The sequence below is a fragment of the Halogranum amylolyticum genome (assembly GCF_900110465.1).
In the GTDB taxonomy this organism is placed as follows: domain Archaea; phylum Halobacteriota; class Halobacteria; order Halobacteriales; family Haloferacaceae; genus Halogranum; species Halogranum amylolyticum.
Genome location: NZ_FODV01000030.1, coordinates 1 through 25,220, shown reverse-complemented (window position 1 = coordinate 25,220; position 25,220 = coordinate 1). Strand labels below are relative to the sequence as shown.

Sequence of the window (25,220 nt, the reverse complement as noted above, 5' to 3'; positions counted from 1 at the left end):
AGTCGCGTCTGTGGGCGCACGACCGTTAGACAGACATCCAGATAGGCTGGAGCCGACGCCGACGACCGATGGAAGGGCCTGGAGGGCACGTCGCCGCGTAAGACGGGGCATGGTTCAGACTCACACGTCCGGTACGAGAGCGTTTCGACTGACTGACAGACGACTGTATTCTCTGTGTTCACCCTCGATACGTCGGCGATCAATCAATGCAGTACTCTCCTCAAATCGCGTTGGGCGTCTTCCAGTACTCTCTCGGCGGGCCTTGACGGTGAGCGCAATCGCGGCAATTAGCAAGCACAGCGTTGGGAACATGAAGTACCACCCGATGCTCATCACACCAATAATCGAGATGATTGTTCCGACGGCTGCACTTGCCCAAGTGAGGTGTCGATAGCCGAGCCACGCAGCAGCCCCGCCAAAAGCGACGAGTCCGATGAGCACCATAGTCCAGCCAAACAGGACCGGGGCGTTGCCGCCTGTGCTCCCGAAGAGATAGTCGATCCCTGTTCACAACCCCGAGTAACCACAGTGGTGGACTCTCCGCCGGCGCTCTCGGTGGCCGTCCGACTCGTCCAACAGGAAACGGGTCCGGTAAGCAGTTGGGACACCGTCTCGGAATCGGACCCTACTCTAAGAGGGCCAACAATTGGGCGACATAGGGGCTGTTCTCCCAACTCCGATGCGGGCTAATCGTCTCGATGAGCGTCCGTGCCTCTTCGAGGGTCATATGATCGTTGCGGGCGTAATCACAGAGCAACCGTGGTGTCGGGACGATACGCGGGCCCTGTAGGACTGCATGAATCAGCGGGAAGTTCGTCCCGCCGAACTCGTCGGTGAGGAACCCGTCGACGTCAAGCGCGTTCGCGAGGACAATGCCGTCGGTTTCGCCGTCGTCGAGACCGAATGTCGGTCGCGAGTCGGGTGTGCCGTCGCGCTCATAGGGGTCATCGACCGTGTAGTGGGTGCGAGCGGCGAGGACGTTGTTCGCAGCCGCGGCGTGGATGTCTTGGTACTGCGTGATGTCACGGAGCTCTGCAACGACTTCTGGCGGCACGAACACGTCACACGAGGTGAGGAGATACTGGAGGGGATCCGGAGCCGTATCAGTGTCGTAGGCTGCGTCGGCTCGTGGGACGGCGAGACTGACCATCGCACTCGTGTCGGCGACGACTGTCCGTAGTCGCGGCCTGCTCATCGCTCGTCGCCGTCACCAGTCGCGACCGTCGTCGCATCGTCGCCGTAGATGTCGACGTCAGCGGGTGCAGCGAGATCCAACGGTTCGCCCTCGAGGTCTGCCTTGAGCAGGCGGAGCCGTTGGGCGGTTTCAGCGCCGACCAACTGCTTGACTGCCTCGAAGTCGAGTTGGTCGTCGTAGTACTTCGTTGCCACCAGCTCTTGGAACGTCTCGCTGTCGGCGGTCTCTTCGATGTACTCGCGAATCGCTTCGACGAGGAGGTCTGTCCGGTCCTTGTCGAAGAGCGCCGCAATCGCGTCAAGACGTTCGACGAGGTACTCCGGGGACTGGAAGTGGACTCGTCGGGGCTTGTCACTTGCGCTCATTCTATGTGCAAATTCTGCACACAGCCCGATAACGGTTCCGGTACATGCACATGGCTTGCACATCAGTATACGATGCCCGTGGGAGAAACTACTCCACCAAGACACGTGAGATCTTGACCATATCGTGCGTTGTCACTGTGAGAACAGAAGCCCAAGAAGCCGGCACAACCCCAACAGTCTCGGTGGTCGCCGACAGAGACATAGATAATGCGGCATTCGTCGACCCCGTTGACGCCGTCACAGCAAACTGCGCTGGAACTGATAACGCAAGCAACCGATGAGGACGGGACGATTACACACGACGCAGCTGTTGATCTCCTCACTGACGGTGGGTTTGAGCGGCCAGAGGCAGAGGACCTCCTCGAACAGCTGTTGCTGAAGGGGTACGTCTATGAATCGACGAACGGCCTCCGACTCACTCCGTGACGCGTCCCGACGAGGGCCATGAACAGTGAGACACTGAGCGCTTGCCGTCCTGTTAACCAACAGCTCCGGGACTGCGCGACTTGCGTTGGTTAACACCGATCTACAACACCGACGATAGACTCCACCGTTTCCTAAGCTCTCGGGCAAGTATGAGACGTTCAGGAGTCTGGAGCATCGTGTCATAGACGCGCTGCTCGACGTCGTCATCACGATACGCGTCATCGAACGGTGGTGGACCGTCTGGAGACTCGCGATTGGACACTCCTGTTCTTGTGTAGCCAACGATACAGCTCTTACTCCGAAGAATAGTATCTCGGATACTCCGATTACTCACCAAACAGTTGTTTCGTTCGTCCCCACAACGACGACGTCTCTGATTCTCCCTCATCATCAGTCGCCTCCGTGCGTCTATCGTCGTCGACGTCGACAGCATCGGAGATCCCGGTCTGCGCTGCATCGGCATCAGTGAGCCGTGCTACTTCTACCTCAAGTTCTTCGATACGCTCGTTTCGCTCGTCGAGCGTTGCTTCGAGGCTGTTCACACGCTCTCGCAGCAAGCGATTCTTCTCCACGAGATACGTTCGACTGCGTGTCTCGTCGGCGTTGTCACCATCGGTGGTGGGTGTGTCTGTCTCTGCCTCTTTCGACCGTGGTTCGTAGAACTCTGACGTCCGTTCGATCGCACGCTCGACCGTCTTCTCGCCGTACGTCGACCCATCGGCGTAGTGCACTTCGTCCCACTTCTCACGGATCAACCCTGACTGGCGGAACAGCTGGTCCATCTGAGCTGCGTCGCCGCCGCTCCAGAACGCCAGCAGACAGCACAGCGCCATGTCCGCTTCCGAGTTACTGTCGTAGCCGCTCGTCGACCCGTTCCACAGTCGGTCGAACTTCGCTCCGTTCGAGGCGTTCTTCGCTTTCTCGAGGAGTGTGTCGTCGTCGAGTGACGTGCTGGATGAGGACTCCTCGCGTTCCGTTACACCCGTAGGGGTGTCCGTCGCCTGTGTGGGTGTCTCTTCGGCGATGTACTCACGGTGGATCGCTTCTAGGGCGTCTTGTCTCTGCGACACCGCTGTTGGTGTTCCCGTTACTCGGTCGCCGGTGACGGTGAAGAAGCGTGCCGTGTCGTAACACTCGATTTTGCCACGTCGGTTCCGACCCTCCGGCAGACTACCCTGAATCAAGACGTGATACCCGGTTCCCGACGGCGACACTTCGGTGTAGGAATCCAGTCGGGTAATGATGTCCTGTGCATCGTCGTCGGTGTCACCACTCTCGGGATCGCGACAGTCGTCGAGGTCGACACCGACGATGGGGTCCTCCTCGGTGAACACAAAGCCGACTCCATCGGCCCGGCCACGTTCAAGATAGTCACAGGCAGTCTCGAAGTCCCCCCACGTTTCGGGGTCCGTCGACGAGGCGAACGACCCCACCCCAGGTACCACCGGAATCTTTGTTGCTTTCCCGTCGCGTTGCTCCCGTCGCCAGCACACCCACTGGGGTCGTTCGACTAATTCTTCGGGTATCGATTCCTTTGTCAGCATCTCGGTAGGTTCCTCAGTCATTGGTTGTCTCCTCTGGAAGCCGCGCCCCTTTTGGCGCCAGAAAAAATCCCCTCGCGTTCGCTTCGCTCACTTCCAACGCCCTCACCCCCCTCTATACTAGTTGGTTTTTGGGTGGAAAACCCCCGGTTTTCAGTTGAAAAACGCATGACGTAGCGGTGTTCCACCCATTTTCTCGAGAGGGCCAATGTTCCACCCAAATTCCGAATGGGTGGAACACCACGCTGTCTTGCGATTTCGTGATTGAGAGCGAACCGAAAATATGGGTGGAACACCCCCTGTTTCACGGCGTATCGACACCCGATATCACCCTCTTCTTTCCCACCCCTCATTCAGTATCACTATCCTGAGAGGAGTCGATATCGAACCCAACGAAAACGCGAGCAAGTTCCCCATCAAGTCGTCGCCGATCGCTCGTGAATTCAATGTGGTTTCCGAGCTTTCGTGAGAACCAACTCGGGCTCACAGGGTCGTGGTCATGCCGCTCTGCCCACGCCTCATAGACTTCTCGCACATCGCCCTTCGGGAGCATTGTTTCCCCATCTTCGACGAGACACTCTTCGACAAACGTCTCGAATGTGACGTCGGTCGTGGTTTGGGTTCCCGACTCGGGAGACGCTGGCTGAATGGTTCCATCGAGGAGTGTGGTGAGTGGCTTCAGCTCGCCATCCTCATAGACAGCAGGCTCACTGTCATCTCGGAGCACCACAATCCCATACGATGACTGCGGACATGCGGGCGCTGGCAACTCCTCTGCTGGAATGAACGGCTTGTTGATTGTCGCCCACTCTGCCTCAAACGCCTCTTTCGACTCATAGACGTGGATTTCCCCGCGGTCGTAGACGAGGTACTCTTCGACTGGGTGATCGTAGCTGTAAGTTGCTGGCACCCGATCTTTGGTGACTTTGTCCCACTCAGAGACACGGAGATATTCTGTCGTGTTCCCATCTTGGAGGACAATTTCGTCTCCATCCTTCACCCACACAGAACGCTTCGAGTCGCCGTCTTCACTCAATGGCCGGACGGCCGTCACGCCACCGTGCTCGGTCGCACCGCCGTTGAACGTCAACGGCGAATCGTGTGTATAGAACCGCGTCTCTCCGTTTGCAAGTTCACGAACTGGGGGTGAAAGGATGGCCTCAATTCGTTCAGCCCAGTAGGTCTCTGTCTCTCCTGTTCGGACAACAAAGAGCGGAACTGCGCTCTCTGCTTGTGCCTTCTTGAGATTCGTGAGGACCTTCGTTGGATACTCTGGCGTCGTCGTCTCAACCTCGATTGCGAACGGTGTTTCGAGGTCTGGGTGTGTTGCTCTCGCGTCTGGCTTCTCACTGCCGTCTTGCGTGAGAATCGAGACGGTGAACCCCAGCGGCGACAGTGCTTGCTCGATCTCCAAGAGCGCATCGTCGTGGTCACTCCCACCGGCGGATCGCACGTCGCCCGTGTCCGGTTCGGCTGCTGTTTCACCCGCCTCCGTGAGCTTGACGATGAGTTCGTCGGCGTCGATATCGACCGTGGTGTCGAGGAGCCGCGACCGCTTGCGAATCTCGGTGAGTTCCTCGTAGGCCGGTGGCTCGGCCTCGACCCGCTCGTACAACTCTCGTAACGTCTCGTCGACGGTCTCGACATTCACCCACTCGTTGTCATCACGAGCGCCGTTGCGGAGCTGCACACTCCGGACGGTCTTCGCGATGGCGACGTCCAAATCGTCGGTGGTGACATCGAGCAACTCTCCAAGCTCGTCCGGCGTCGTCGCCGTCGGTTGGCTGGTGTCGCGGGGGACACCGAACTCCTGGTGTGTCCGCTCGTGCACGTGGGACAGCGCGTCTTGGAACCGCTGTTCTTCGGACGCCGTCAGTGGCGACTCACTCTCCGGATGCCCCGCTGGGATCGGGAGTGGTTTGACGTTGAACGGGTACGGGCCAGTCTCGCCGAACGTCGGACTTGGGAGTTGGGCAATCCATTCACCACGTGGCAACGATCGAATCCGATTCGCGAATGCTTCGGGATCCAACTCCTCGTGGGCCATCGCGTTCGCGAGTTCACGGTCGACGTTGATCTTCCCGACGAGCAAGGTCCCGATGTTGTTGAGCAGGTTGAGATAGAGGCGTCGGCCACCCTCGGCTTGCATCTGCTCGGGGAACTGCATCGCTAGTCCTACCGAGAGGCGGAAACTCCGTCCCTTCTCAAGCATGTTGTTGAGGACATCAGAGGCGGCCACAGACGCGGCCTCGTCAATCATGAGGTTGACCACGTAATCATCGGGGCGTTGCGTCAGATCGTCCTCGTGCGTCCGGAGCGCGTCTTCGAGCATCGCGAGGATGAGCCCCGTCAGCAGTTTCGCCGCCTCGTCGCTCAAGCCCCCGAGGTCGAACAGGATGACCTGGTTACTGTCGAGGATCTCGTTGAAGTTGAGTTGCCGAGCGGTGTTGTTGAAGATGCGCCGGAGGTTGGCGTCTTGGGAGACGTAGGCGAGACGGTTGTTCAGTCCCGTGAGAATCGTCGAGAACGTATTCGCATCCGTGTTGGCCTTTCGACGCAGTTCCCGACGGGCGGCGACGTCGGTCGTCTTCGGGAGGGCTTCCTCGTTCGGCTCAGGCGGGCCGGCGGCCGCAAGCTGATCGGAGGCGTGTTCGAGTTGTTCGTGCCCGAAGTAGTTCTCACTCTCGCGGTAACTGCCGTTCTCACGGCCGTACTCCTCGTCGAACAACGCCTTGATGAGCGACTCGATGAGGATCGGAGACGTGGCTGCACGTCTGAACAAGTCCTTCCCCATGACGAGTTCGAGGATTTGCTTGTACTGGTCGGCTTTGCGCTTGATGGCGTCCGTCCGTTGGACGCCACGCGAGAGGTCTTCGCGGAGGTCGAAAAACGAGAAGCCGGGCAGGATATCGGGGACGGTAAAGTGCAGGACATTCTCCTCGAGGTCGTCCATCCCGAAGCGCCGGCCGTGCGCACGCATGTAGTTCTCCGCCAATCCGTCGCCCTTGTGATCAAGCACGATGACCGGGCCATCGGTGTTGGCGGACGCCGAGAGGATGTCGTTGAGCAGTGCTTTCGACTTCCCGCCGCCGGTCGTCGCCGCCCGGAGATAGTGTGTGACCAGCGACGATGTCGGGATGCACACCGGGTCGTCTTGGGGCGTGCCGTTCTCGTCGACGGCGTGGCCAATCGCCATCCCTTCTCGGAGACTGTCCATGTGGTCGTGGTGCGGGAGTGGTAGCGAGCTTCGACTCTCCTGTTCGGAGCGCGTTCGTCGCGACCCTTCGACGCTCAACTCGCTTCCCGACGGAATGGTGGTGAACTGCGCGAGTTCGCGGGAATTACAAACGAAATCCGGTGTGGTTCGCCCCCGACCAGTCACGAGCTCTCGATCGAGGAGTTGGTCGAACACAGCGAGGGCGTGCTTCCGTTTCGACGATTCCCGATGGCGATTCGCTCGCAGGCGTTCGCGTTCAACTTCGTAGAACTCCCCACCAATCGAATCGAAGACCGTCATCAGGTCATCGAGTTGGGCGTCGACTGGTTCCTCGTCGACGTCGGTTGTGGGCACAGCGACTGCCCGGAGATTGACGGTAAACGTTCGCCGGGGGTTCTTCGCGCTGAGTTCTTCGAGTCGTTGGGTGGCTCCATCACTCAGATGCTGTTCTTTCTCGGCCAGCGTTCGTGTGTCAGTGAAGACGGCATCGGTCGCTTTCTGCAAGAACGTGTCCGTCTGGTTTCGGAGGTTGAGCTTCCGGTTCTCGGCTGTCGGTGACCAGTCGGGTTTCCGCTGGAATAACACTTGGAAGACGGTGGGTGCCTCGACATCGGCGAGTTCGTCGACGAGCGAAACGAGTGGGAGTGAGAGCGTCTCGTCTGCGAACGGTTCGGCGTCATTTCGCGTGAGCAGCATCATCCAGTCGTCTTTCCGCATACTCGACCCCTGCCAGCGCACGCCGCGTGGCGAGAGATCGTCGCGGGTCGTGTCGTCGGCGACGAGTTTCGATTCGACGTCGAAGGAGTCTCGCGACAGATCGAACGACAATGGGTAGATCCGCGTGAGGCGTTCTTCGAGTGTGTCGAGATGGGTGTCAGCACCGTAGTAGAATTCGACTGGCTCGTCGGTCCCCTCACTCACGACCAGGAACTCGAACGTCGGTGGCGTCGTCGAGTGCAGCGGGTTCAGGCGTTGTGCGAGTGAGGACTGCTCAGCTGTGAGCTTGTGCAGACTTTCGAGCGCGGTTGGAATCCGAGTGGCTTGGAGTGTCTCGGAGGTCGGCGTGACCCGGATGTACTCGCGGGTCATTCGAGGATACCTCGCTGGGTGATGTCGTTTGTGGAGTGATGCGGCTGTCGGAGTGGATTAGTTGTCGTCATTGTCGCGGATGCGAAGGAGTTCGAGCAGGCGGTCCTGTGCGGCGATACACTTGTCTCGGAACACCCGATCGTGGGGGAGTCGAACGGTGATGTAGGCGGTACTCACAGTCGGCGTCAATGCTGCGAGGAGTGGCGTGGTGAACGTCGGAAGCGAGGCGGGGGGGCCGACGGCGAATGCGGTGAGTGCAAGGACGAACCCGTAGCGAGTGGGGAACTCCCAGAGTTCACGCCGGGGTTTCCATACCATCCGAACGAGGTCTAATCGGAGTGCGTCTTTGATCTGGTAGGCGATACCCAGCGAGCCGACAAGCCAGAAGATTCGGGCGCCGAAGCGTCGACCGACCGGAGCGCTCTCGAAAGCGACGAGAATGAGCATGACCGCCCCGTACAGCCCGATGGTAGAATAGACGGCAAGTGCGTACCACTTCGGGGGATTCCACTCGCCAGCCCAGCCTGTGGGGTCGTTGCGTTCTCTCTCGGTGATGTGAGCGAAGTAGATGAGGCCAAAGAGGCCGGTGAATATCCAGGCGAGTGTGTTCAGCGGCGTGTTGCTTACAGCGGTGATGGTTGTGATTGCTTGGTCGAACCACTGCATACCCGTGTCTGGAGAGACAAACAACGCGCCGACGACTGCAGCAACCAGTGGGATGAGTAGGAGGACGCCGACGAGAAGTACTGTAAGGACGCCAAGGCGACGCGCAAAGAGGAAGCGCGCCGTTGGGTCAGTTACGTAGTCGCGAATGGAGTCTGGGAGGTTCCGTAGCTTCCCACGAAGCGAAGTCGGTGACTGTTGTTCTGCTGCACGCTTTTTTCGGACAGCTTCCTTCCAATCATCTCGCTCTTCACAGTCACGACAAAGGACGACGTGATTCTCGACGGTGAAAACGTTGTCATCCAATAGAAGGATATTGAAATCTCCAATATCATTGCCATCGACAACATTCCCGCACGCTTCACAGTGGGAACTCTCTCTCCCCAGAGCCTTCTGAAAAGACTCGAACATCTCGTAGTCCGGTGGGGGGTTGTCGTCTGGCATCGTTACACTCGATTTGTAGAGTTTCGAGGTTCGTCAGCCATCTCGATTAGCTGTGCTTCTTCCTCAAGTGCGGTTACTTTGACTGGGTACGTCCCCTCGTCCTCGACCGAGACAAGTGCATGACTGTATCCACGGTCTCGATCACCCGGCTTCGCATTCCGGATGAACTCTGCCTCTCGGGAAGTGAGTCCGAGCTTCGCCCGACTCTCCTCGGAGAGGCCGGGAAGCCGGTAGAGGATTTTCATCGAACAGTTGTTGGCGATGGTCTCCGCCCGAGGGTGAACGAAGAAGTCCTTGAGCTCCTGCGTCACGAGGTGGATGCTCAAGTCGTAGTGACGAGAGTGCCGTGTGGCACGGTCGAGCCACTGGAGACTGCCTTCGTGCTCCATGAGGTAATGCGCCTCGTCGACGGCGAGGATGACACGCTTGTCCGTCTCTTTGGCTCGCTGGTAGACGTTGTCGAAAAGCAGCTGCATCATCAACGCGATCTCACGGTCGGCCTCGCCTTGCTGGAGGTCTAGGTAGACGACCTTCTCATCGGCGATGTTGACCTCCGTTTCGCCGGCAAGATTGGAGAATTCACCGTTGCCCATGAATGGGCGCATCGCCATCCGGAGGTCGGCAGCGCGTTCTTGCCACTTCTCGACCTCAAGTTCGGTTGGGTCGGCTGCCTCAGTATCGACCGAATCGAGGAATCCCGAAGCGTCGTCTGCAATTTCGGCGAGAATGCCGATCACATCGCGAATCGTCGGACTCGCGTTGCCGTGTGTGGAGGGGTCCGAGGTGATTCCATTGCGGCGGTAGGCCTCTCGAACAGTGGTGCCGAGGACAGCACGCTCTTTCTTATCGAGGCCGTTGCCGACGTGGGCAAAGAAGGTATCAAAGAAGCCCATGACGCTGCTGAAACGCTGGCTGAAGGGGTCGATGTCGGGAGCGTCTCGCAGCACGTGTGTTGGTGTCTGCTTGATTTCGAGTGGGTTCAATCCTCGGGTCCCGCCAACCACGATGTGCTCACCAGCGAGGGCATCAGAGAGACTGCGGAAGCCCTCCAGCGGGTCGATCATGATGAGGATTGTATCCGGGTCCTTTGCGAGTTGCCGCAGATTTAGGAGCTTCGTCCCGAAGGATTTCCCCGAGCCAATCTTCGCGGCGGTAAGGATATTGTAGCCATTTTCTCGGTCGAAGCGGTCCATGACGACTGGGGCGTCCGTTGTCGCGTGGTAGCCGACGAGCACGCCGCTCTCTTCGATGAGCGTACTCGCAGAGAACGGGAAGAGTGCGCCAGCGGCTTTGCCGAGCATTGGCGTCGTCTGTTCGAGCGTGTCCTTCGCAATCGGACTGTTACTCACGAGCCCCTCGTCCTGTGTGTAGTCGACGGACTTGGTGACGAGCCGCTTTTTCATCAACTCCGATTGCAGACGGTTAGTCGTCTCTTGGACCTCCTTCTTCGTGTTGCCGCGAATCGTGAGATAGACGGCGACCTCGAAGACCCGCTGTGAGCCGTCTGTGAGTTGCGCGAGAACCTCTTTGTGGTCTTGGAGTCGGCGTTGGGTTGCGCCGAGCGACGCCCCGCCGCGTTGTTCTTTCTCTCGTCTGGTTGCATCGAGGTCGGTGATTGCTCGCTCGAACTGCTTGATCGCCTGCTCTGACTCACGAGGGCTGGCGTGAATCGAGATATCGATGTCGGCGCTCGGGTGCGTGGTCAGCATATCGAGCAAGCCGGGCGTTGCCGCTGCCGGGAAGTCTGCGAAGAACAGTGTCTTCGCCCAGCGCTCGCCCGTCCGTGTGATATCGGATTCGAGCTTGATACTCGACGGTGCAACGTTCTGCGCGTGCACTTGGTTGTAATCGTCTGCAGTGTCCGTGTCGTTCGATTCGAGATTGGTGAATCGCTCGATAAGTGTCTTGAGCATACTCAGAACCTCCCGGAGTCCTCACCGGTCACCACGGGAACCGAGCGAACGCGCTCGTTCCGCTGTCCGGCACTCGGGCCGTAGTGTGTTCGTTCGCCACTCCAGTACTCCTCGAGTAGGGCAGAGAGCTCGTCGGCTGAGACACGCTCTGCGTCACACCCTTCTAAATCACGGATCCCGCTCTCGACTGCCCGAAGGCGACGCTCCAGTTCCTCTTTCTGTCGCTCGCGGATCTCCTCGTGAGTGAGCTGGGTACTCTCAGCCCCAAGGACTCGAATGCATCCGCCAATCATCGGGAGGTTACAGAGCTTCGCAAGTGCACCCCGGTCAGCGAGCTGTACTTCGCGGATACTGACCGGGATGAGTATGTGATACTCGCGGACACAGGTGCCACGACTCTCGAACTCCGCGGGGAATCTCTCTCGGTAGACACGGATTATGTCGCCGAGCGCCGGATTCTCGACGACGTCGGGATCGTCCAGCCGTTCGCGATACCCGGACGTAATGCGCTCAGGCTCAACGGGGCGGGCTGTCGAATGGATCTGCAGGTCGAAGTCCAGTGCGTTCAGCACACTGCCAAAGGAGTCGGCTATCGCCTCCCACTCTTCGTCGGTCGCGAGTGAGAGATTCGCCGGACTCACGCGAAGCGCGGCGACGAGATCGCCATCGGTGCGTTCGACTAGACCCGAAACAGGCAGAAACCGCTCAACCTGTGTGAGTGAGTCGGTCTGTTTGGCAGGCGTTTCAGCGACTGCGGTTTTGGTGTGTGCTGCTCGTGAAAACATAATCATGTCCGCTAACCACTGCTGTGGCGATTTGTGAGACGGCGTAACGAAAACGAAGGCGCCTGTGAGAAGGAGAACACCAACTGCTAGGAGCATCCCAACGATGTTCAGCCATTGCGGTGTTGCAAGGAGGATAAACCCACAGACAATCCCAGCAGGGATGAACAACTTCAGGTCGTTGAGGCTGTAGTCAATCTCGATGCCGAATATTTCGTCACTTGCCCCAAACTCGTCGAGGATACGTCGTGACGGGTCGCGATGGCTCATTCGTTCTGCCCCCGCGTGTTGAAGACTGTTTCTCGGCTCTCAGCGGTCTGCTGTTCGTACGAGTACGGGCCACCGTATTGCTCATTCTCTACGACCTCTCGCACATCGTAGAATTGCTCGTCGTCGGCACCCTGGAGAAGGATTGTCTTGTCTGAGTATGCTTTGTCAAAGCGTTCGTAACCCTTGTTAAGAGTCCAGTCGCGATTTGAGCTTGTCCCACCAACTCCTTTGAAATCACCGTTCGGGAGGAAATACCCTGCACGGTAATCCTGCTCACTATCCAACTCTGATCGTGTTGCGACCTCATTGAGAGAAACACTAGAGGGAATCCGAGAGTCGGTGAAGGTCGCTCTCGACGTACCAGACGAACTCGAGGCACTCGCAGCACCCACGCTCGTCGTCGCCGAACCGCTCCGAGCAAGCCCACCTGAGGCACTCCCCAGTGCGCCAGCCGCACTCGTTCCGGTCGCGCCGACAGCCCCAGTCGAACCCGCATTGTCACTCGAAAACGGCGATCCCTGCACCGGATCCACACGTCCACTTGCGGCTGAACTCGCTGCGCTCGTCGCCGCACGCCCGGCTTTTCCGACCTTGTTCGACGCACTCGCGAGACTCGTCGCCGACACGGCACCAAGAAGACCGGCTGCCATCGACGAGAACGGTCGCATGGAACGCATGCCGACGAACAGCATGATCGGCGACAACAGCGCAATCACCCACAGACACAACGTCAACAACGCATAGACGCCGAGGCCAGGCACAATCGACGCTGGGCCAGGCATCGCACTTCGAGCGGCGTTGATGACTGGGTAACCGAAGCCCAAGACGAGTGCTGTCGGGAAGGGCAAGAACGAGACGGTGACGAACATATCCCGCCCGATTTGGCCCACTTTTGAGACGATGCTCAACGGCCCAAAGTCGACCAAGGAGAGCGCGATGAAAATCGGGAGTGCGGGAGCGAAGATGAACACCGACACCCACGAGAGGCCAAAGACGAGCGCAATCATCAGGAACAGCACGCCCGAGGACAACCACACGAGGATAATGCCTAGTCCGGCGGCGGCGTTGTTCCCGCCAATTGACCCGAGGTCAGCAACGAGGTCGGCACCATCCGGGGCGACGGCAAGAATCATCCCTTGTGAGAGATGCAAGATGGCGGCAGCCCAGATCCACGAGGCGAGGATGAAGAACAATCCGAACCACCCCTTTTGTCGTAGCGTCTTGCTCCGATGCGCCGCAGCCGACCCACCCGGGAGAATCGTCGTGAGTCGAAGTACGACCATCGCGAAACCCCACAGGGCAAGCCCGATGGGGAGGCCCTTGGTGAACCACATATCGTAGGCCGTTCCCATCGGCGCGTTCGTTGGCCGATCGACGAGTTCCATCTCGCCGTCCTCCATAGGGACCGGACGAGAGACAAGGAATTCGACGGACCACTCGGCGACGTCGCGAGCGAATTCAAGATACCCGTGTGCGATTGCGCGAACCGCATCGACGACACCGTTACAGACCTGTCCGCTGACGGGGTCGATGCCACTACAGTAGCCTGCTTCTTCGTTGGAATCGCCGTTTTGTTCCTCACCAGTGGGCGTTGGTTCGCCTGGTGTCCCGAGTTGCGCTGGGGCGCCCGCGACGGCGAGCATTGGAACGATACCAGCACTCACAACGAGCGTCAGTGCAACCACCACTACGAGTCGTGATTTGCGTGTCATGGAAGGGTGAATCGTGGCGTGAGTTCCTTCAGAAGAAGGGGACGAGACTGACACAGTTCGAGATGGATGTCCCGGTGAAGCCGATGAACATCTCGATGACGAAGGCAAACAGTGGCGTCGTGATCGCACTTATCGCAGCCCGATTACGCCAATTCTTGATTGTTTGGACGGACTGAGGGTCCCTCGGGAAGGCCGCAGCGGTGTGGAGGATGTACGCGAGAATCGACGCCCCAATCATGAGCGTCCCGACGATTAGTGGGGCAGCTTGATTGACCGTCTCGGCGAGTGGGGTCCCACAGATTCCACTGCCCACACCCTCCTGAGCAGCGACGGTCGTGCTCGTGGTCGCGAGCAACACTCCTGCCGTGAGCACGGTCCGACAAGTGCGCTCAAAGAGAGTTGACATGTCGATTCGCCCGGGCATATGACGGGCAGGTTGTGTTTCGATTTCTGACGTTCCAGCTGTCTTACTACTTGTTTTCTTAGACATATTGTCGGATTCTATCTAAGAGATAGATATTATGTTACTAGAAACTATCGGCCAAATTTAAGATAACTGAGGAATTAGATGTCCCAATGCTTTTGTGCTGATTGTGACCAGTGTGGGTCGGATAATGACGCGACCCAATGCAGATATTCCTGAGGGGGTTCACGGGAGCATGAAAGAGCTGGGGAAGATGTACGGGATCTCGACGGAGGAGGCCTATATTCTCGCGTGCAAAGTGCTGTTGAACCTCGAGTCGGGGATTGAGTACAATCCTGATGGAGAACTGGTAGACACGTTCCTTGAGAAGCAGGCCGATAGATAGCGATCAGGTGACAACCGCTGTTGACACCCAAGGACGTCATCAGCCCCACCGGGGGTGGAAGATTCACTTCGTTGTTTGGTCATCAACGGTCGCAGTCTCGTCGTTGGGAACTGATGCGTGCGTGGTGTCGGCGGACTCTTCTGTGGCACGTGCTTGAGCTCGCGATTCGGCGTACATCGCACCAAGATACCCGCCCACTGCACTGAGGCCAAGGGTATACACTGCGGCGATCAAGAGGATGAACCCAATCATGATGATGACGAACATCGGCCCGGCGAACTCGCCAGTGGTGAGCGAGCCGAAGGACATGATGGTGAACATGAAAAAGAACACCGCTGCCAACGGGAGCGACGCGAAGACCCCCGAGACGAGACCAACCCGCGTCCCACGACCAGTCTCTTCGGTGTGCAGATAGCCTGCGACGGCCCCACCGATGAGTGGTGAAAACGGGATGACGGACGTAACGACAGTCACGACGGCGCCCAACAGTGCGTGGAGGTAGAAGTCTTCTCCACGGGAGGCGACGTCTCTGGTGGATGCTGTTTCCATACTCCTGTATTGGTTTGTGTGCGTAAATAGCGGGCTCATGAGTACCATCTTGTGAGAACACACCAGCCGGGCTGCGACTGGCGGTGCCAGAGACTCGATATCTTTCGATCGAAGCGGTACGCTGAAGCGTCCGACCCAATGCAGCGTCCAGCCCGCGGTCCCCCAGCTCTCGGAGAGGTTTGTCGAGGATCCGATCCTGTGGTGGTCGCGTTTCAGTGCCGCCGTTCAGAGTGGGCCACGTAGTCTTCAGGGAACCGCTCGCGTACCATCTCAGCGGTCATTGCCGCTGCATGCCGCGCCTCGGAGGGACGATCGTAGAAGGAGAGATCAAGAATCCGAGCGGGTGGGAAGATCGCACAGAAGTCCGCGCCGACGCCGGCGACGTGCTGCCAGATGCTGATGGCAACCCGGTTTGAGACACCGACGTAGAGGCGCCGCTCTGCGGTGCTCGCTTCTCGCGGCCACTCGACCGAATGCTGGAGCCCGAGCTGGGCTCGGGCAGCGTGATCTGCCCCGGGGCTGTTCGTACACTCGAGGACGTAGACGGCATCGGTGCGCCCGGTCCAGTCGGCGAACGGGGCGCACTCGGCAAGCACGGTGCCGAGGTCGTGGTTTGCCTGGAGCGGGTGGACAGCTGTAAGTTCGCGGTAGTGGTCGTCTGGAATCCGCTCGACGACGTCGGACACCTGCTGGCTGAGTGGTGTTCGATCCCCGGCGTGGACACGGTCGAGATCATCTTGCCGCACAGACATATGTGTGGTATGCCATCACATGCATAAGTAGATATCCCCGAGAAACAGTCCTTGTGGGTTACAGCGACTGTCTGTGAGAGAGGTCAGTCGGATAACGACCGACGAGAAAAGCGCCGGTCGTGCGATATCAGGGACGGTTGTCAGAGAATCCCCCGATGGTTGGATGACAGTGGGTCTTGCGACGCCACTCATTACTCTATTCTATTCATGCATAAAACTAGGGAATAATTAACCAGGTTTCAGGACAGCCAGTGAGATGCTCGGGAAGTCACCCTTTGTTATCGTCTCTCCACAGAAGGGACAGTAACCCCGGTGTTGAGGTCATGATCACTCAGTTTCAGCCTCATATGGGAACTTGTCGGAGCTGGATTACAGACCTGTAAGCTGGACGCTGACGTGAGTCGTGAACGGACACAACTGAAGCACAGCGTCCCGGCTAGTTACTGAGGGCTGCCTTCTGGATACAGGTCCCGAGAAACGTCTCGTGGGCAACGAATGCATCCGCGTCGAGTCCGATTGCGACCCCTTCGCCCTCACCGATTACGAAGTGCATCTCGATACCGTTCTCGTAACACTGAATCGTGCAGTTGAGAGAGCCGTGTGTGTAGAGTTGTTCTTTGAGGGGTTTCTCACGTGACTCAAGTGCGAGTTCGTCGATAACCTCCTCAATCTCTGTTGTAGAGTATCGCGACAAAACGTCGGCTCGCCCATAGAGCACCTCGAAGTCACCCTTGTCGTACCAGACAACACTCCGAAGATGGCTCTCAACTCGCTTTTCGACGAATGTCGCAAGGTCTTTCGCCTCCTCAGGGATCGGCTTCGTCGGACCAGCAGACTTCATCAGCAACGTGTTATGGATAGTTTAACTTAATACCTTTTGTAATTTGTACAATTGAAACCCCTACAGCCGCGTTTCGCTCCGACACGGGGATTTCACCGTTCACGTTCGGTACCTCTCAGATAGACCGTGCTGTTGGGTTCCCTGGGGAGCACTGCGAGAAGGTAATCACTACGTCTCCGGGCAGCCAGTGAGATGATCGGGCAGCCCACCCTTCGTGACTGTCTCTCCGCAGAATGGACAGTCACGTGTTTCGGCGGCCTCCCGGTGGTCGGGGTCGTGATCACTGGGTTCGTAGTACTCATCGAGGACGGTCGAAGCAGCCTTGCCCCATTGCTGACCTTGGTTGCCGAGGACCCGTCGGAGGCCACGGCGTGACTTGTATTCCGTGAGTTTCGGGTTCACCTCGATTAAGGCCCGGATGACTGCCACAGGGTCGTGTTCGGCGTCGAGATACGCGATGGGTGAGAGGCGGCCGCCCACTCGCTCGGCTGGTCCCCGGCCGGCATACAGAGTGAGACAACTGAGTCCCGCAGCCCGTTGTGGTGTGGTAATTTCGTGGGGCAACTCAGCGACGGGGGCCGGACCGTGTTCCTCGAGGTAGGCGATGTTCCCCAACGTCATCGTCTCGAACGTGTTTGTGTTGCAGGAATAAACCCTCCGACGAAACCGTGTCTGTTGTGTCGATGTGGACAGCCCCCGCTCGTCACGCGCGTCATTGTCTGACATACCGCTCACGAAACCACACATCCAATACAGACTATTAACTCAACAAATATGACGAAATACTGTTGTATTCGTGTCTGAAACCCCTGTTTGCGACACCCATCTTGCATGGAGTCGTATGTCAGAGGCACCTCTCCGTCCCTCCCTTGCATCTCCCGCTATTCAGTGAAGAATCTTGCTCGTCCAAGACAATACTGTTGCGAGACAGGTTATTTTACGAGTGCGGCCACCGTGAGCTTGTGACCCGTCTGCTTCCCGTGCTCGACGACGACCTCCGACGGCAATACCTCATCACCAGGGTTTACAACCTGTGTGAACGCACATTTGTTGCACGTCACCTCCATCGTACTCTGTGATTTGCCAGCCATTCCTTTCCCCGTTTTGTCTCTGTTAAGTAGAATGATAAGCATAGCGGTTGTTCTCGAACACCAACAATATTCTATCGTGGTTCGTGTCTGCAAGAGTTCACTCGTGCTGTGTCTGGTGCTCGCCGACGGTCAATCCATGATGACCGAAAGTCCGGGAGAAGGGGGATGGTGTGTACACAGCATTTCGGCAGTGGCATTGATTCAGGGCGCGTGTGCCTGGTGTGATTGCCGACGGAGTGGGTCGAAAAGCATCGACTGTGACCATCCTCATCCCTTGCAGAGTACCGCGGGGTGGGTCCTGTGCGACGACGAAGGCACCGTGCTGGCCACCAGGAGTGGAGCCTGCTACCGAATTTGTACTGAGATTTAGGAGAGTCATATATTTCAGAAAACTCGCGATTATTTATTGTCTGTTCTGTTGATGTGTAGACGTGGGAAGCAACTAATGGCCACACACAATGATTCAACAGCTGCTGTCGACGGTATCACAGACGACGATCGCAAGCGCATTCGTGCCTTTCTTGCACAGCCCGCCCATCGTCGCACGCCGCATATGCTCTGTCCACCCGAGGAATAATCGAGTGCACAGAAGCGAACCGAGATGCGAGCATCTGCTTCTCACCGCACTACCAACCGAGTGTTAGGCTGGCAGGGCTTTGGATTGCGATTGCATCCACTCTAGCTGTTCTTGGATGGTCAACGCTCCCTTCTCGGTGACCTGGTAGAAGTTTGTGCGGCGGTCCAGTTGGCCTTTCTCGAGGAGGCCACGCTCGACGAGCGTATCGAGATTCGGGTACAACCGCCCGTGTTTCACTTCAGTTCCTATTGTCGCTTGGATCTGGTCTTTGATCTGTTGTCCTGATGGCTTCTCCAAGCCACTCGCCACCACGAGCAGGTCTCGCTGGAACCCCGTCAACCCGAACATTTCGTTCATTCCCATTACCTCTCCGTATAGATTAGTTTCTGTACACTTGTGTATTTCTACACCGAATTATGAAACGGACTGTGCATAAGTTCTGTATCTACGTGTAAACCGACTTCTAGATTGGACAGACCCTTCCTCGCTTCAGACAGTCGTGTCGTTCCGTCTTCGCGACGCCCCCGGGCGGCTGCTGTAACACGAATGCTCTGGGCTTCGAGCACGGCGACGACGTCAACACCCATTCGACACCCCGAGGAGGGTGCAGTAGCAGTACGAGACAAGCGGTTCTGACGCAGGAAGCGCGAACGGCGTCGTTGTCACTGTCGCAGCGACTGCTGAACGCAGTATACTGCACGTTACGAGAAGACGATCGCACGCTGTCACTGCCAGCGAGTGTTACTTCAGTCCGGAAAAGCTGACGAGCGCTCGGGATGAGCGTCGTCAACCGGAATGCCACAACCCATCGTTCAATCCCTGCCCGGAATTGACTGATGGGTTGTACATTGAGATACGGAGTTAACCCTATAAAGCGTCATTGTTCAGAGCCGAACGAGTATAAATCCCCCAAGCTACGCGTTACCGATTTGCGACGCTGGGACAGGTTACAAAGAGATACGATCTCACAGCGTAGATCAAACGGAAGCCACGGTGCCAGCCTCACCGAACGTCGCGGCAGTCGCGAAGTTCAGGGCGGCCAGCACGACTCCGAATGGGCTGTGCCTCGACGGAGGCACATCCATCGGGTGTGGCATTCCGGTATGACCCATGTACGATACATGGGGCATGAATACACATGCAATACTGTGGGAAAAAGTCACTGACTGCCTGAGAGAAGCGAGTAAGGCTGTCCGGATTCGCGTGCGACACTCTCTACGCGTCGTCACGAAGACTGAGGGAGGCGTCTTTGACGTGCACGCCTTGGTCTTCGAGAGCGGCGACGAGTGCTTTCACTTCGTCGCGACGGAGTTCATTTTCACGCTCAAGTTCTGCGACTCGGTTCCGAACCTGCGTGACATTGTGAACTTGGCCCTGGACATGACGTGCGACGTCGGCGGCGACGACCCAATCGCAGTGGACGACCGGAGGCCAGTACCTGCAAGTACACCACCGAGTGCGACTGCAGATGTGACCGCGACCAGAAGAAGGAACGATAGCTCCAGATATCGTAAGTGGCGACTGGAGTCCCGCAGGGCAGAACCAAGGGCCCAGCTGAACGTCTCAGAAGATACCTGACGACCTGCATCGGTGCCAGGGGACGACGTGGACTCCACGGCACGGTAAGACAGACAATCGGTAGCGTTTTGCTATGTGTGACGCACCGTGAATCTATGTCGTCTGGTCCCCTGGTTGAGCGGTTTCGTCCGGATGAATCGATTCCGATTGTGCGAGTCCTCCGGTATGCGTGCTATGCACTCATAATCGTCGCCGGCGGGTACCTCTGTGCAACACTCGTCTTCGGGATTCTTGACGTCTTTACTGGCCTCATCGACTCGCTGTTTGGACCCTATATGGCGGACTCCTGGCGAGACCTGCTGACGCTTCTCCGCGACACCATCACCGGCTTTGCCCTGCTTGTTGCCCTGGGCGTCTTCCTCACGCAGTTTGAACCGTAGCGTGCGCCTCGCTTCCAGAGATAGCAGACAGTAGCACGAAAACGTGTCTCAACGATGTCGAAGCGTGGACCGCCCGTCAGAGAGTGGCACGAATCGGGGGTGAACAGGACCACCAGTGTGTGCCTGCCAGCGAACGTGTCGATTGCGACGGTGGTAATCGGCGACGACTGCGAACCGGCTGTGGGATGGCTGAACAGCGCAGTGGCGACGACGAGGCTCGCGATGATGAGACACAAGCACACCCGGTGGCTGGTAGACAATGGACGCGACTGGACGACCGTGAGTCCGGTCACGTGGTGTGTGTCATACGAGACGTCCAGACCGGGGCCTGTGTCACAGCTCGCTCGACAGCCGCTCTGCAGCAGGCGACGACGTCGACACCCACGTGTTTGGCGTTATAGGCGACACCCGGCGTGAGCGACGACGGTGGACACCCACGCGGACTGGCGCTCCTGGACGCTTTGCGTGCCGAGAGCGGTCAGCGGGCCTGCCAACCAGACAGCAACTCGGACAGCAGTGGCGACGCTCTGCGACCCGACTGTCTGGACGGACACTTGGCGCGGCGTTCAGTGCGATTCGGTTGGATATCCCGATGTCTGACGGCCGTCGTGCGAGGTTTCATACGTTGTGTCGTCCATTTCTTTCGTAATGCGTCACTCTCAGACACCGCTGACGCCGCGTGAGAAAGCTGCGTTCGACCGACTACAGGTGGTTGTCGATGGGATGGATGCAGGCTGTCGACGCGAGGCCGCCACGACGGCGGTGGCTGAGGCCGGATTTAAGGCCGACGAGGCGGCCATGTTGGTCGAGCGGTTGCTCTCGAAAGGGTATCTGTATGCCGTGCAGGACGACGTCCGGATTACGTAATCGCGCCACTCGGAATAGCGACGTGTGTCGTGGGGTCGAGTTGCTGCTCGGAGACTGTGACGGACGGCTGGCAATCCAAGGCGTTTCTGAGTGGGCCTGGATACTCGCTCGTCGTAACGCACACACTGCAGCCAGGAAGACGGCTTCGAGTGGCGGATTGGAGTGTTGTGTGTTGTGGTCGACTGCTTATGGAAGACGCAGTTGGGAACGGTGACCGTGACGGTCCCCGACCACTCGAAGCAGCGTCTCCGTGCTGCCCACCTCAGACAGGACTCACGCGGTGTCTTGTCCGACGGTGGGCGTCCTCTACTTCGGGTTCAACACACGTGAAGATTGTTCGACGTGAGCCAGAGGCTCTCGCAACTGGATAGATAGTGGCGGCGGCGTGGACTTGGCCCTGCGTGTACGACCTGTGACGGCGGCGACGACCGTGGCCAAGTGGGCGAGGAGTACTGACGTCGTGGTGGGCGACGCCGCATTCAGTCTCACAGAGACGAACAGCGGAGACAGGCGGACTCGAGATTCTGTCCTGATTAGATGACGCCGGTGAGCCCAAGCACGATGATGCACAGTGAGATAAGGATCCCCAGAATGCCGGCGAGGCGGCCAAGTCGCTCTCGTTGTGCACTGGTCATAGCCGAACTAGAGACGCCGCTACGGAAAACAGTATGCCAGCGGACTGTCGTCGACTTGTCGGCTGCCGGCGGTGACTCGTGAACGTTCAACTGCTACCGACCACGGTGTGTGCAACGGGCAGATGTGAACAGGAAAGACGTCGCAGCTACGCACATTCGTCGGAGAGTCGACGACGACAGACTCCCAGGTGAATTATCGGGTAGGCCACCAGACAACAGCGATGAGGACACCGCCGACACCGAGCAAGAAGAGTCCCCACAGCACTCCGAACATGGTAATCGGATTGGCACCGACCAGAATGCTGGCGCCAACCCACATCGAAACGAGCGACACGATGCTCCAGACGATGTCACTGAGCGCTCCACGAGTGCTGTCCGGGGCTACGTTGGAAGCGGGTGCTCGTCCATGGTGACCACGTGCTGTCCGCTGTGTGATAACTATTTGTCTTGTTGGACTCAGACGGCCGTCACAGTGCGCACTGCACTCGTGGGCGGCGACCCATTCGACGGCGACGGTACTCGTGAGGGAGAGCGTCCCTGAATGACGGCTTGCCGAGCGGCGACACTGTCGCCATCCACATGTTTGGCCTCAGAGGCGACACCCCACTTGGAGGCGACCAGCTTGACACCCAACTGAACGACGACTGTGGATACCCAGGAAGCGGCTCGACGGCTGCATGCCGAGTATGCACTCATGCGTTGCGGTGGTTCCTGTATGTCACAGGCCTGTGGGGCGTTTGATCGAGTCCGTTAGCACGCGACGTCGCCGTCCGCATATGTCTCGCGTCTAGGCGACATCCGACCGTTACGACGACGATGGACACCCACGTGCACGTCGTCGACTCCGTCGGAGGCTTACGCAAGTAGGGCCGCGAGTTCCTCAAGGTCAGCTGCGTCGTATGCACGAATATCGTAGCGATTAGCGCTGGAACGCTCCGTGTAGAGGGCGATGATTCCGAAGTCGACCAGCAAGGCGAGCAAGCGGCCGAAGGTGTGTGGTGGGATGGGTGGGTCTTCCAGTTGGTCGTACAGTTGTCGACTCGTTGGATACGGGCGGGTGGCGTCGTCGAGAGCCGTCCGGAGCAGTGGGAGGTGTCGTCGGAGCGTCCCGTAGTGTTGGGGCGAGCGGCTTTCGAGGGCTTCGATCTGGGTGGGGAGTGACACGGACATGTCAATTGCGTACTAGCTAGTGGTTAGTGTTGATACCTGTTGGGGTGGAAATTGGCTGGTGGGCGTGTGTCGGCGTCGACGAGTACAGGCGAGTTAGAAGCGGTAAGTGACGATCTCGGCTGCGCCACACGCTGGACAGTCAGCGTCCGTGGCCGTGCACGTCGTCCCACACTGGCGGCATTCGTGAATGACGGTGTCTGTCGACAGCAGTTGTGTGAGCCGACTTCGGAGCGTGTCACTGCTCGACATGGCTGCATGGTCTAGTCCCATCCCTGCTAAGTGTTGCTCTTGGGACTGTCAGGTGTGCTGAGGTGGGGTCAAGCTAATCAGGACAACGTTTGGATTTTACAATGGTGTTTTCGGGGCTTCCTTTCGGGGATTTCGGGGTGTTGTGAATGGCCATCGGAGCGTTGAGCGCGTGGGAGAGCGTTTTTCGAGGGCTGTGAAGTGTTCGATGGCGTTGTGAATCCCGACGTGGTGAAAAATGGCGCTCCACAATAGTGTTTGAGCCCCTAACAAAGCGTCAAAACCACATTCGGAGATAGATCAAATGAGGCTGACGTCTCCAACCGAGATTGAGGATCCTGTTTGAATCCCATACACTCATGATGTTCTAACAGTCTGTATTTATCAACAGATGAGTCAGGCGACACTGGGATCGACGGTCTATCGTAACTCGAATCTCTTCTCCGGCTACTACTTAGATGAACGTGTCGACGACCTTGACGTCTGGGAGTGCGACGAGGAAGCTGAGGCTGCGTTCGAGGAACTCCAGCAACTCTGGGAGCTCGAAGGTGAACTCGTCGCTTCGTACAATGAAGACGAGTTGCTCACATCGTGGATCGATGAAGTACTTGATGTCCTTGGTTTCGGCAGTCTCGCTGAGACCACGCTTCCCGGCAAGGACGGATACAATGACCGTCTACTCTTCGGGTCAGATGACGTGCGCCGCGACGCGAGTCTGCGAAAGCGAGACGGAGAGGCTGAAGCGATGTATGGACTTGCTTCTGCAGTCCTCGAAGCAAAGCAGTGGGATGCTGATTTCACCAAGCGATTCGCCGAGACGCGATCATACCGCGACGCATCACATCAAATCAAGTACTACCTTGAGCACACGCCTGAACGACTCCAGTGGGGCATCCTCACAGATGGCAAAACATGGCGGCTCTACGGGACAAAAGACTACGCTACTGAGACGTACTACGAAATCAACCTCCCCGAGGTGTTGGCGTCAGGTGATCTTGAGGCGTTTAAGTACTTCTACCTGTTTTTCCGCCCAGAAGCGTTCCGTGAGGTGTCAGGCACGTCGTTCTTGGATACGGTCTGGAATGAATCCGAAACGGCTGCTCAAGAACTCGGTGAAGACCTTCAGGACAACGTCTTCACTGCACTTCGAGTGCTTGGTGAGGGATTCATCAAGACGAATGACCTCACCATCGACCCCGACGATACGGAGGCTCGTGAAGAACTGAAAGAGCAGTCGCTCGTCCTCCTCTATCGGTTGATGTTCGTACTGTACGCGGAGTCTCGGCATCTCATTAGGCCAGAGGACCCAAGTAATCAGGCAAAATTCGAGGAACGGTTCAGTCTAAATTCACTTCGCCAACGGATACACAAAGACATCACCGGAGGCGACTCATTCGAAGACTACAGCGAACACTCGACATCGATGTGGAACAAGCTTGAGGACCTATTCCGGCTTGTCGACTCAGGTGAGGAGTCCTTGGGCATTCCACCCTACAACGGTGGACTCTTCGACACTGACGCACACGAGTTCCTAGCGAGTAACGCGGTTGCAAACCGCTATATTGCAGAGGTCGTCTATCGACTGGGAACAACGCGTGCAGACGACGGATCGGGGTTCGTACTTGCAGACTACGCCGACTTGGACACACGACATTTGGGAACAATCTACGAGGGACTCCTCGAACACGAGTTCCGCATTGCACCGGAACAGTATGCCGCTGTTGCCGAAGATGGGGGGCAGGTCTGGAAGCCTGCAACTGAGGTGAGCGTTGCCGAGGCTGTCGAGACGGTTGAGCCGGGTGAGCTGTACGTTGTCAACGACGACGGAGAGCGAAAGGCTACCGGAGCGTACTACACGCCCAATTACGTGGTGACCTATATCGTCGAAGAGACGATTGACCCACTGTTGGCGGATATCGACGACGAACTGCGGGCAGACGGATTGGAACCGAGTGATCGCGAGTACTTCGCCCAGTTTTGGCAGTCAGTGCTGGATCTGAAAGTACTTGATCCTGCTGTGTTGAATAGGGGTACGGCGTCGGGATAGACCGTCAAATCAGTAAGGATGAAGCCGAGGAGGTCGGGTATGGTGGAAGTCGATCTCCTCG

General features: G+C 57.9%; 20 protein-coding genes and 2 pseudogenes. 6 read left to right on the top strand and 16 right to left on the bottom strand.

Annotation, left to right across the window (positions count from 1 at the left end; genetic code table 11):
• Positions 1–625: 625 nt before the first annotated feature.
• Together BSG17_RS23770 and BSG17_RS23765 are read right to left on the bottom strand one after the other, a co-directional pair.
• Positions 626–1,195, bottom strand: coding sequence for a hypothetical protein (locus tag BSG17_RS23770; RefSeq protein ID WP_089827861.1), 570 nt, complete (start codon positions 1,193–1,195; stop codon positions 626–628).
• The gene (locus tag BSG17_RS23765) at positions 1,192–1,560 is read right to left on the bottom strand and encodes a ribbon-helix-helix domain-containing protein (protein WP_089827860.1); all 369 of its coding nucleotides are present in this window, start codon (positions 1,558–1,560) and stop codon (positions 1,192–1,194) included. The genes BSG17_RS23770 and BSG17_RS23765 overlap by 4 nt, the downstream gene beginning before the upstream one ends.
• A 207-nt stretch (positions 1,561–1,767) precedes the next feature.
• Between BSG17_RS23765 and BSG17_RS23760 the strand changes: the two genes are divergently transcribed.
• Complete coding sequence (locus BSG17_RS23760) at positions 1,768–1,986, top strand: hypothetical protein (protein WP_089827859.1); 219 nt, start codon at positions 1,768–1,770, stop codon at positions 1,984–1,986.
• A gap of 157 nt (positions 1,987–2,143) precedes the next feature.
• Here BSG17_RS23760 and BSG17_RS28825 read toward each other — a convergent pair.
• The 8 genes and pseudogenes from BSG17_RS28825 to BSG17_RS28115 form a co-directional block, all read right to left on the bottom strand.
• Positions 2,144–2,248 (bottom strand): annotated as a pseudogene (locus BSG17_RS28825) (DUF7342 family protein); the annotation flags it as partial.
• 64 nt (positions 2,249–2,312) lie between these two features.
• Positions 2,313–3,551, bottom strand: a complete 1,239-nt coding sequence (locus BSG17_RS23750) for a phage NrS-1 polymerase family protein (RefSeq protein ID WP_089827858.1) — start codon at positions 3,549–3,551, stop codon at positions 2,313–2,315.
• 325 nt (positions 3,552–3,876) lie between these two features.
• Complete coding sequence (locus BSG17_RS23745) at positions 3,877–7,833, bottom strand: helicase HerA domain-containing protein (RefSeq protein ID WP_089827857.1); 3,957 nt, start codon at positions 7,831–7,833, stop codon at positions 3,877–3,879.
• A gap of 57 nt (positions 7,834–7,890) precedes the next feature.
• Complete coding sequence (locus BSG17_RS23740) at positions 7,891–8,940, bottom strand: hypothetical protein (RefSeq protein ID WP_089827856.1); 1,050 nt, start codon at positions 8,938–8,940, stop codon at positions 7,891–7,893.
• 2 nt (positions 8,941–8,942) lie between these two features.
• Positions 8,943–10,853 (bottom strand): VirB4 family type IV secretion system protein, encoded by a 1,911-nt coding sequence (locus tag BSG17_RS23735; protein WP_089827855.1) that lies wholly within the window; start codon positions 10,851–10,853, stop codon positions 8,943–8,945.
• Between the two features lie 2 nt (positions 10,854–10,855).
• Complete coding sequence (locus BSG17_RS23730) at positions 10,856–11,905, bottom strand: TraC-like domain-containing protein (RefSeq protein ID WP_089827854.1); 1,050 nt, start codon at positions 11,903–11,905, stop codon at positions 10,856–10,858.
• Positions 11,902–13,671, bottom strand: a complete 1,770-nt coding sequence (locus BSG17_RS23725) for a TrbL/VirB6 family protein (RefSeq protein WP_244531698.1) — start codon at positions 13,669–13,671, stop codon at positions 11,902–11,904. The genes BSG17_RS23730 and BSG17_RS23725 overlap by 4 nt, the downstream gene beginning before the upstream one ends.
• Entirely contained in the window at positions 13,646–13,990 is a 345-nt protein-coding gene (locus BSG17_RS28115; RefSeq protein WP_244531697.1) for a hypothetical protein, read from the bottom strand. Before BSG17_RS28115 ends, BSG17_RS23725 begins: the two co-directional genes overlap by 26 nt.
• Positions 13,991–14,231: 241 nt before the next feature.
• Here BSG17_RS28115 and BSG17_RS26495 point away from each other — a divergent pair, with 241 nt between their 5' ends.
• Positions 14,232–14,426: a hypothetical protein gene (locus BSG17_RS26495; protein WP_139246789.1), complete on the top strand. Its 195-nt coding sequence runs from the start codon at positions 14,232–14,234 to the stop codon at positions 14,424–14,426.
• Between the two features lie 63 nt (positions 14,427–14,489).
• Here BSG17_RS26495 and BSG17_RS23715 read toward each other — a convergent pair whose 3' ends face one another.
• From BSG17_RS23715 to BSG17_RS23690, 5 genes are all read right to left on the bottom strand, one after another.
• Positions 14,490–14,975, bottom strand: a complete 486-nt coding sequence (locus BSG17_RS23715; protein WP_170864940.1) for a DUF5518 domain-containing protein — start codon at positions 14,973–14,975, stop codon at positions 14,490–14,492.
• A gap of 212 nt (positions 14,976–15,187) precedes the next feature.
• A complete protein-coding gene (locus BSG17_RS23710) occupies positions 15,188–15,727 on the bottom strand; it encodes a hypothetical protein (RefSeq protein WP_139246788.1) in 540 nt (179 codons plus the stop codon).
• Between the two features lie 436 nt (positions 15,728–16,163).
• Entirely contained in the window at positions 16,164–16,568 is a 405-nt protein-coding gene (locus BSG17_RS23705) for a DUF7522 family protein (RefSeq protein WP_089827851.1), read from the bottom strand.
• A 168-nt stretch (positions 16,569–16,736) separates the two neighbouring features.
• Complete coding sequence (locus tag BSG17_RS23700; RefSeq protein WP_244531696.1) at positions 16,737–17,189, bottom strand: hypothetical protein; 453 nt, start codon at positions 17,187–17,189, stop codon at positions 16,737–16,739.
• A gap of 1,110 nt (positions 17,190–18,299) precedes the next feature.
• Complete coding sequence (locus tag BSG17_RS23690) at positions 18,300–18,584, bottom strand: PadR family transcriptional regulator (RefSeq protein WP_089827873.1); 285 nt, start codon at positions 18,582–18,584, stop codon at positions 18,300–18,302.
• 762 nt (positions 18,585–19,346) lie between these two features.
• Here BSG17_RS23690 and BSG17_RS23685 point away from each other — a divergent pair.
• The 3 genes from BSG17_RS23685 to BSG17_RS23675 all read left to right on the top strand — a co-directional run bounded on the left by BSG17_RS23685 (position 19,347) and on the right by BSG17_RS23675 (position 21,061).
• Positions 19,347–19,814, top strand: a complete 468-nt coding sequence (locus BSG17_RS23685; RefSeq protein ID WP_139246787.1) for a hypothetical protein — start codon at positions 19,347–19,349, stop codon at positions 19,812–19,814.
• 95 nt (positions 19,815–19,909) lie between these two features.
• Positions 19,910–20,194 (top strand): hypothetical protein, encoded by a 285-nt coding sequence (locus BSG17_RS23680; RefSeq protein WP_089827848.1) that lies wholly within the window; start codon positions 19,910–19,912, stop codon positions 20,192–20,194.
• A gap of 648 nt (positions 20,195–20,842) precedes the next feature.
• Complete coding sequence (locus BSG17_RS23675; protein ID WP_089827847.1) at positions 20,843–21,061, top strand: hypothetical protein; 219 nt, start codon at positions 20,843–20,845, stop codon at positions 21,059–21,061.
• Positions 21,062–22,551: 1,490 nt separating this feature from the next.
• On the opposite strand, the gene BSG17_RS23670 is transcribed toward BSG17_RS23675, so the two are convergent.
• The gene (locus BSG17_RS23670; protein WP_089827846.1) at positions 22,552–22,866 is read right to left on the bottom strand and encodes a hypothetical protein; all 315 of its coding nucleotides are present in this window, start codon (positions 22,864–22,866) and stop codon (positions 22,552–22,554) included.
• A gap of 637 nt (positions 22,867–23,503) precedes the next feature.
• Between BSG17_RS23670 and BSG17_RS23665 the strand changes: the two are divergent.
• Positions 23,504–25,132, top strand: a pseudogene (locus BSG17_RS23665) (Eco57I restriction-modification methylase domain-containing protein); the annotation flags it as partial.
• Positions 25,133–25,220: the final 88 nt, after the last annotated feature.

Coding starts and splice junctions, on each gene's coding strand:
- BSG17_RS23760 (WP_089827859.1), top strand. CDS start 1,768: ATGCGGCATTCGTCGACCCCGTTGACGCCGTCACAGCAAACTGCGCTG.
- BSG17_RS23730 (WP_089827854.1), bottom strand. CDS start 11,905: ATGAGCCATCGCGACCCGTCACGACGTATCCTCGACGAGTTTGGGGCA.
- BSG17_RS23745 (WP_089827857.1), bottom strand. CDS start 7,833: ATGACCCGCGAGTACATCCGGGTCACGCCGACCTCCGAGACACTCCAA.
- BSG17_RS23750 (WP_089827858.1), bottom strand. CDS start 3,551: ATGACTGAGGAACCTACCGAGATGCTGACAAAGGAATCGATACCCGAA.
- BSG17_RS23710 (WP_139246788.1), bottom strand. CDS start 15,727: ATGTCTGTGCGGCAAGATGATCTCGACCGTGTCCACGCCGGGGATCGA.
- BSG17_RS23765 (WP_089827860.1), bottom strand. CDS start 1,560: ATGAGCGCAAGTGACAAGCCCCGACGAGTCCACTTCCAGTCCCCGGAG.
- BSG17_RS23740 (WP_089827856.1), bottom strand. CDS start 8,940: ATGCCAGACGACAACCCCCCACCGGACTACGAGATGTTCGAGTCTTTT.
- BSG17_RS26495 (WP_139246789.1), top strand. CDS start 14,232: ATGACGCGACCCAATGCAGATATTCCTGAGGGGGTTCACGGGAGCATG.
- BSG17_RS23670 (WP_089827846.1), bottom strand. CDS start 22,866: ATGTCCGTGTCACTCCCCACCCAGATCGAAGCCCTCGAAAGCCGCTCG.
- BSG17_RS23690 (WP_089827873.1), bottom strand. CDS start 18,584: ATGTTCGGGTTGACGGGGTTCCAGCGAGACCTGCTCGTGGTGGCGAGT.
- BSG17_RS23735 (WP_089827855.1), bottom strand. CDS start 10,853: ATGCTCAAGACACTTATCGAGCGATTCACCAATCTCGAATCGAACGAC.
- BSG17_RS23685 (WP_139246787.1), top strand. CDS start 19,347: ATGTACGATACATGGGGCATGAATACACATGCAATACTGTGGGAAAAA.
- BSG17_RS23705 (WP_089827851.1), bottom strand. CDS start 16,568: ATGAAGTCTGCTGGTCCGACGAAGCCGATCCCTGAGGAGGCGAAAGAC.
- BSG17_RS23680 (WP_089827848.1), top strand. CDS start 19,910: ATGTCGTCTGGTCCCCTGGTTGAGCGGTTTCGTCCGGATGAATCGATT.
- BSG17_RS23675 (WP_089827847.1), top strand. CDS start 20,843: ATGCGTCACTCTCAGACACCGCTGACGCCGCGTGAGAAAGCTGCGTTC.
- BSG17_RS23770 (WP_089827861.1), bottom strand. CDS start 1,195: ATGAGCAGGCCGCGACTACGGACAGTCGTCGCCGACACGAGTGCGATG.
- BSG17_RS23715 (WP_170864940.1), bottom strand. CDS start 14,975: ATGGAAACAGCATCCACCAGAGACGTCGCCTCCCGTGGAGAAGACTTC.
- BSG17_RS23700 (WP_244531696.1), bottom strand. CDS start 17,189: ATGACGTTGGGGAACATCGCCTACCTCGAGGAACACGGTCCGGCCCCC.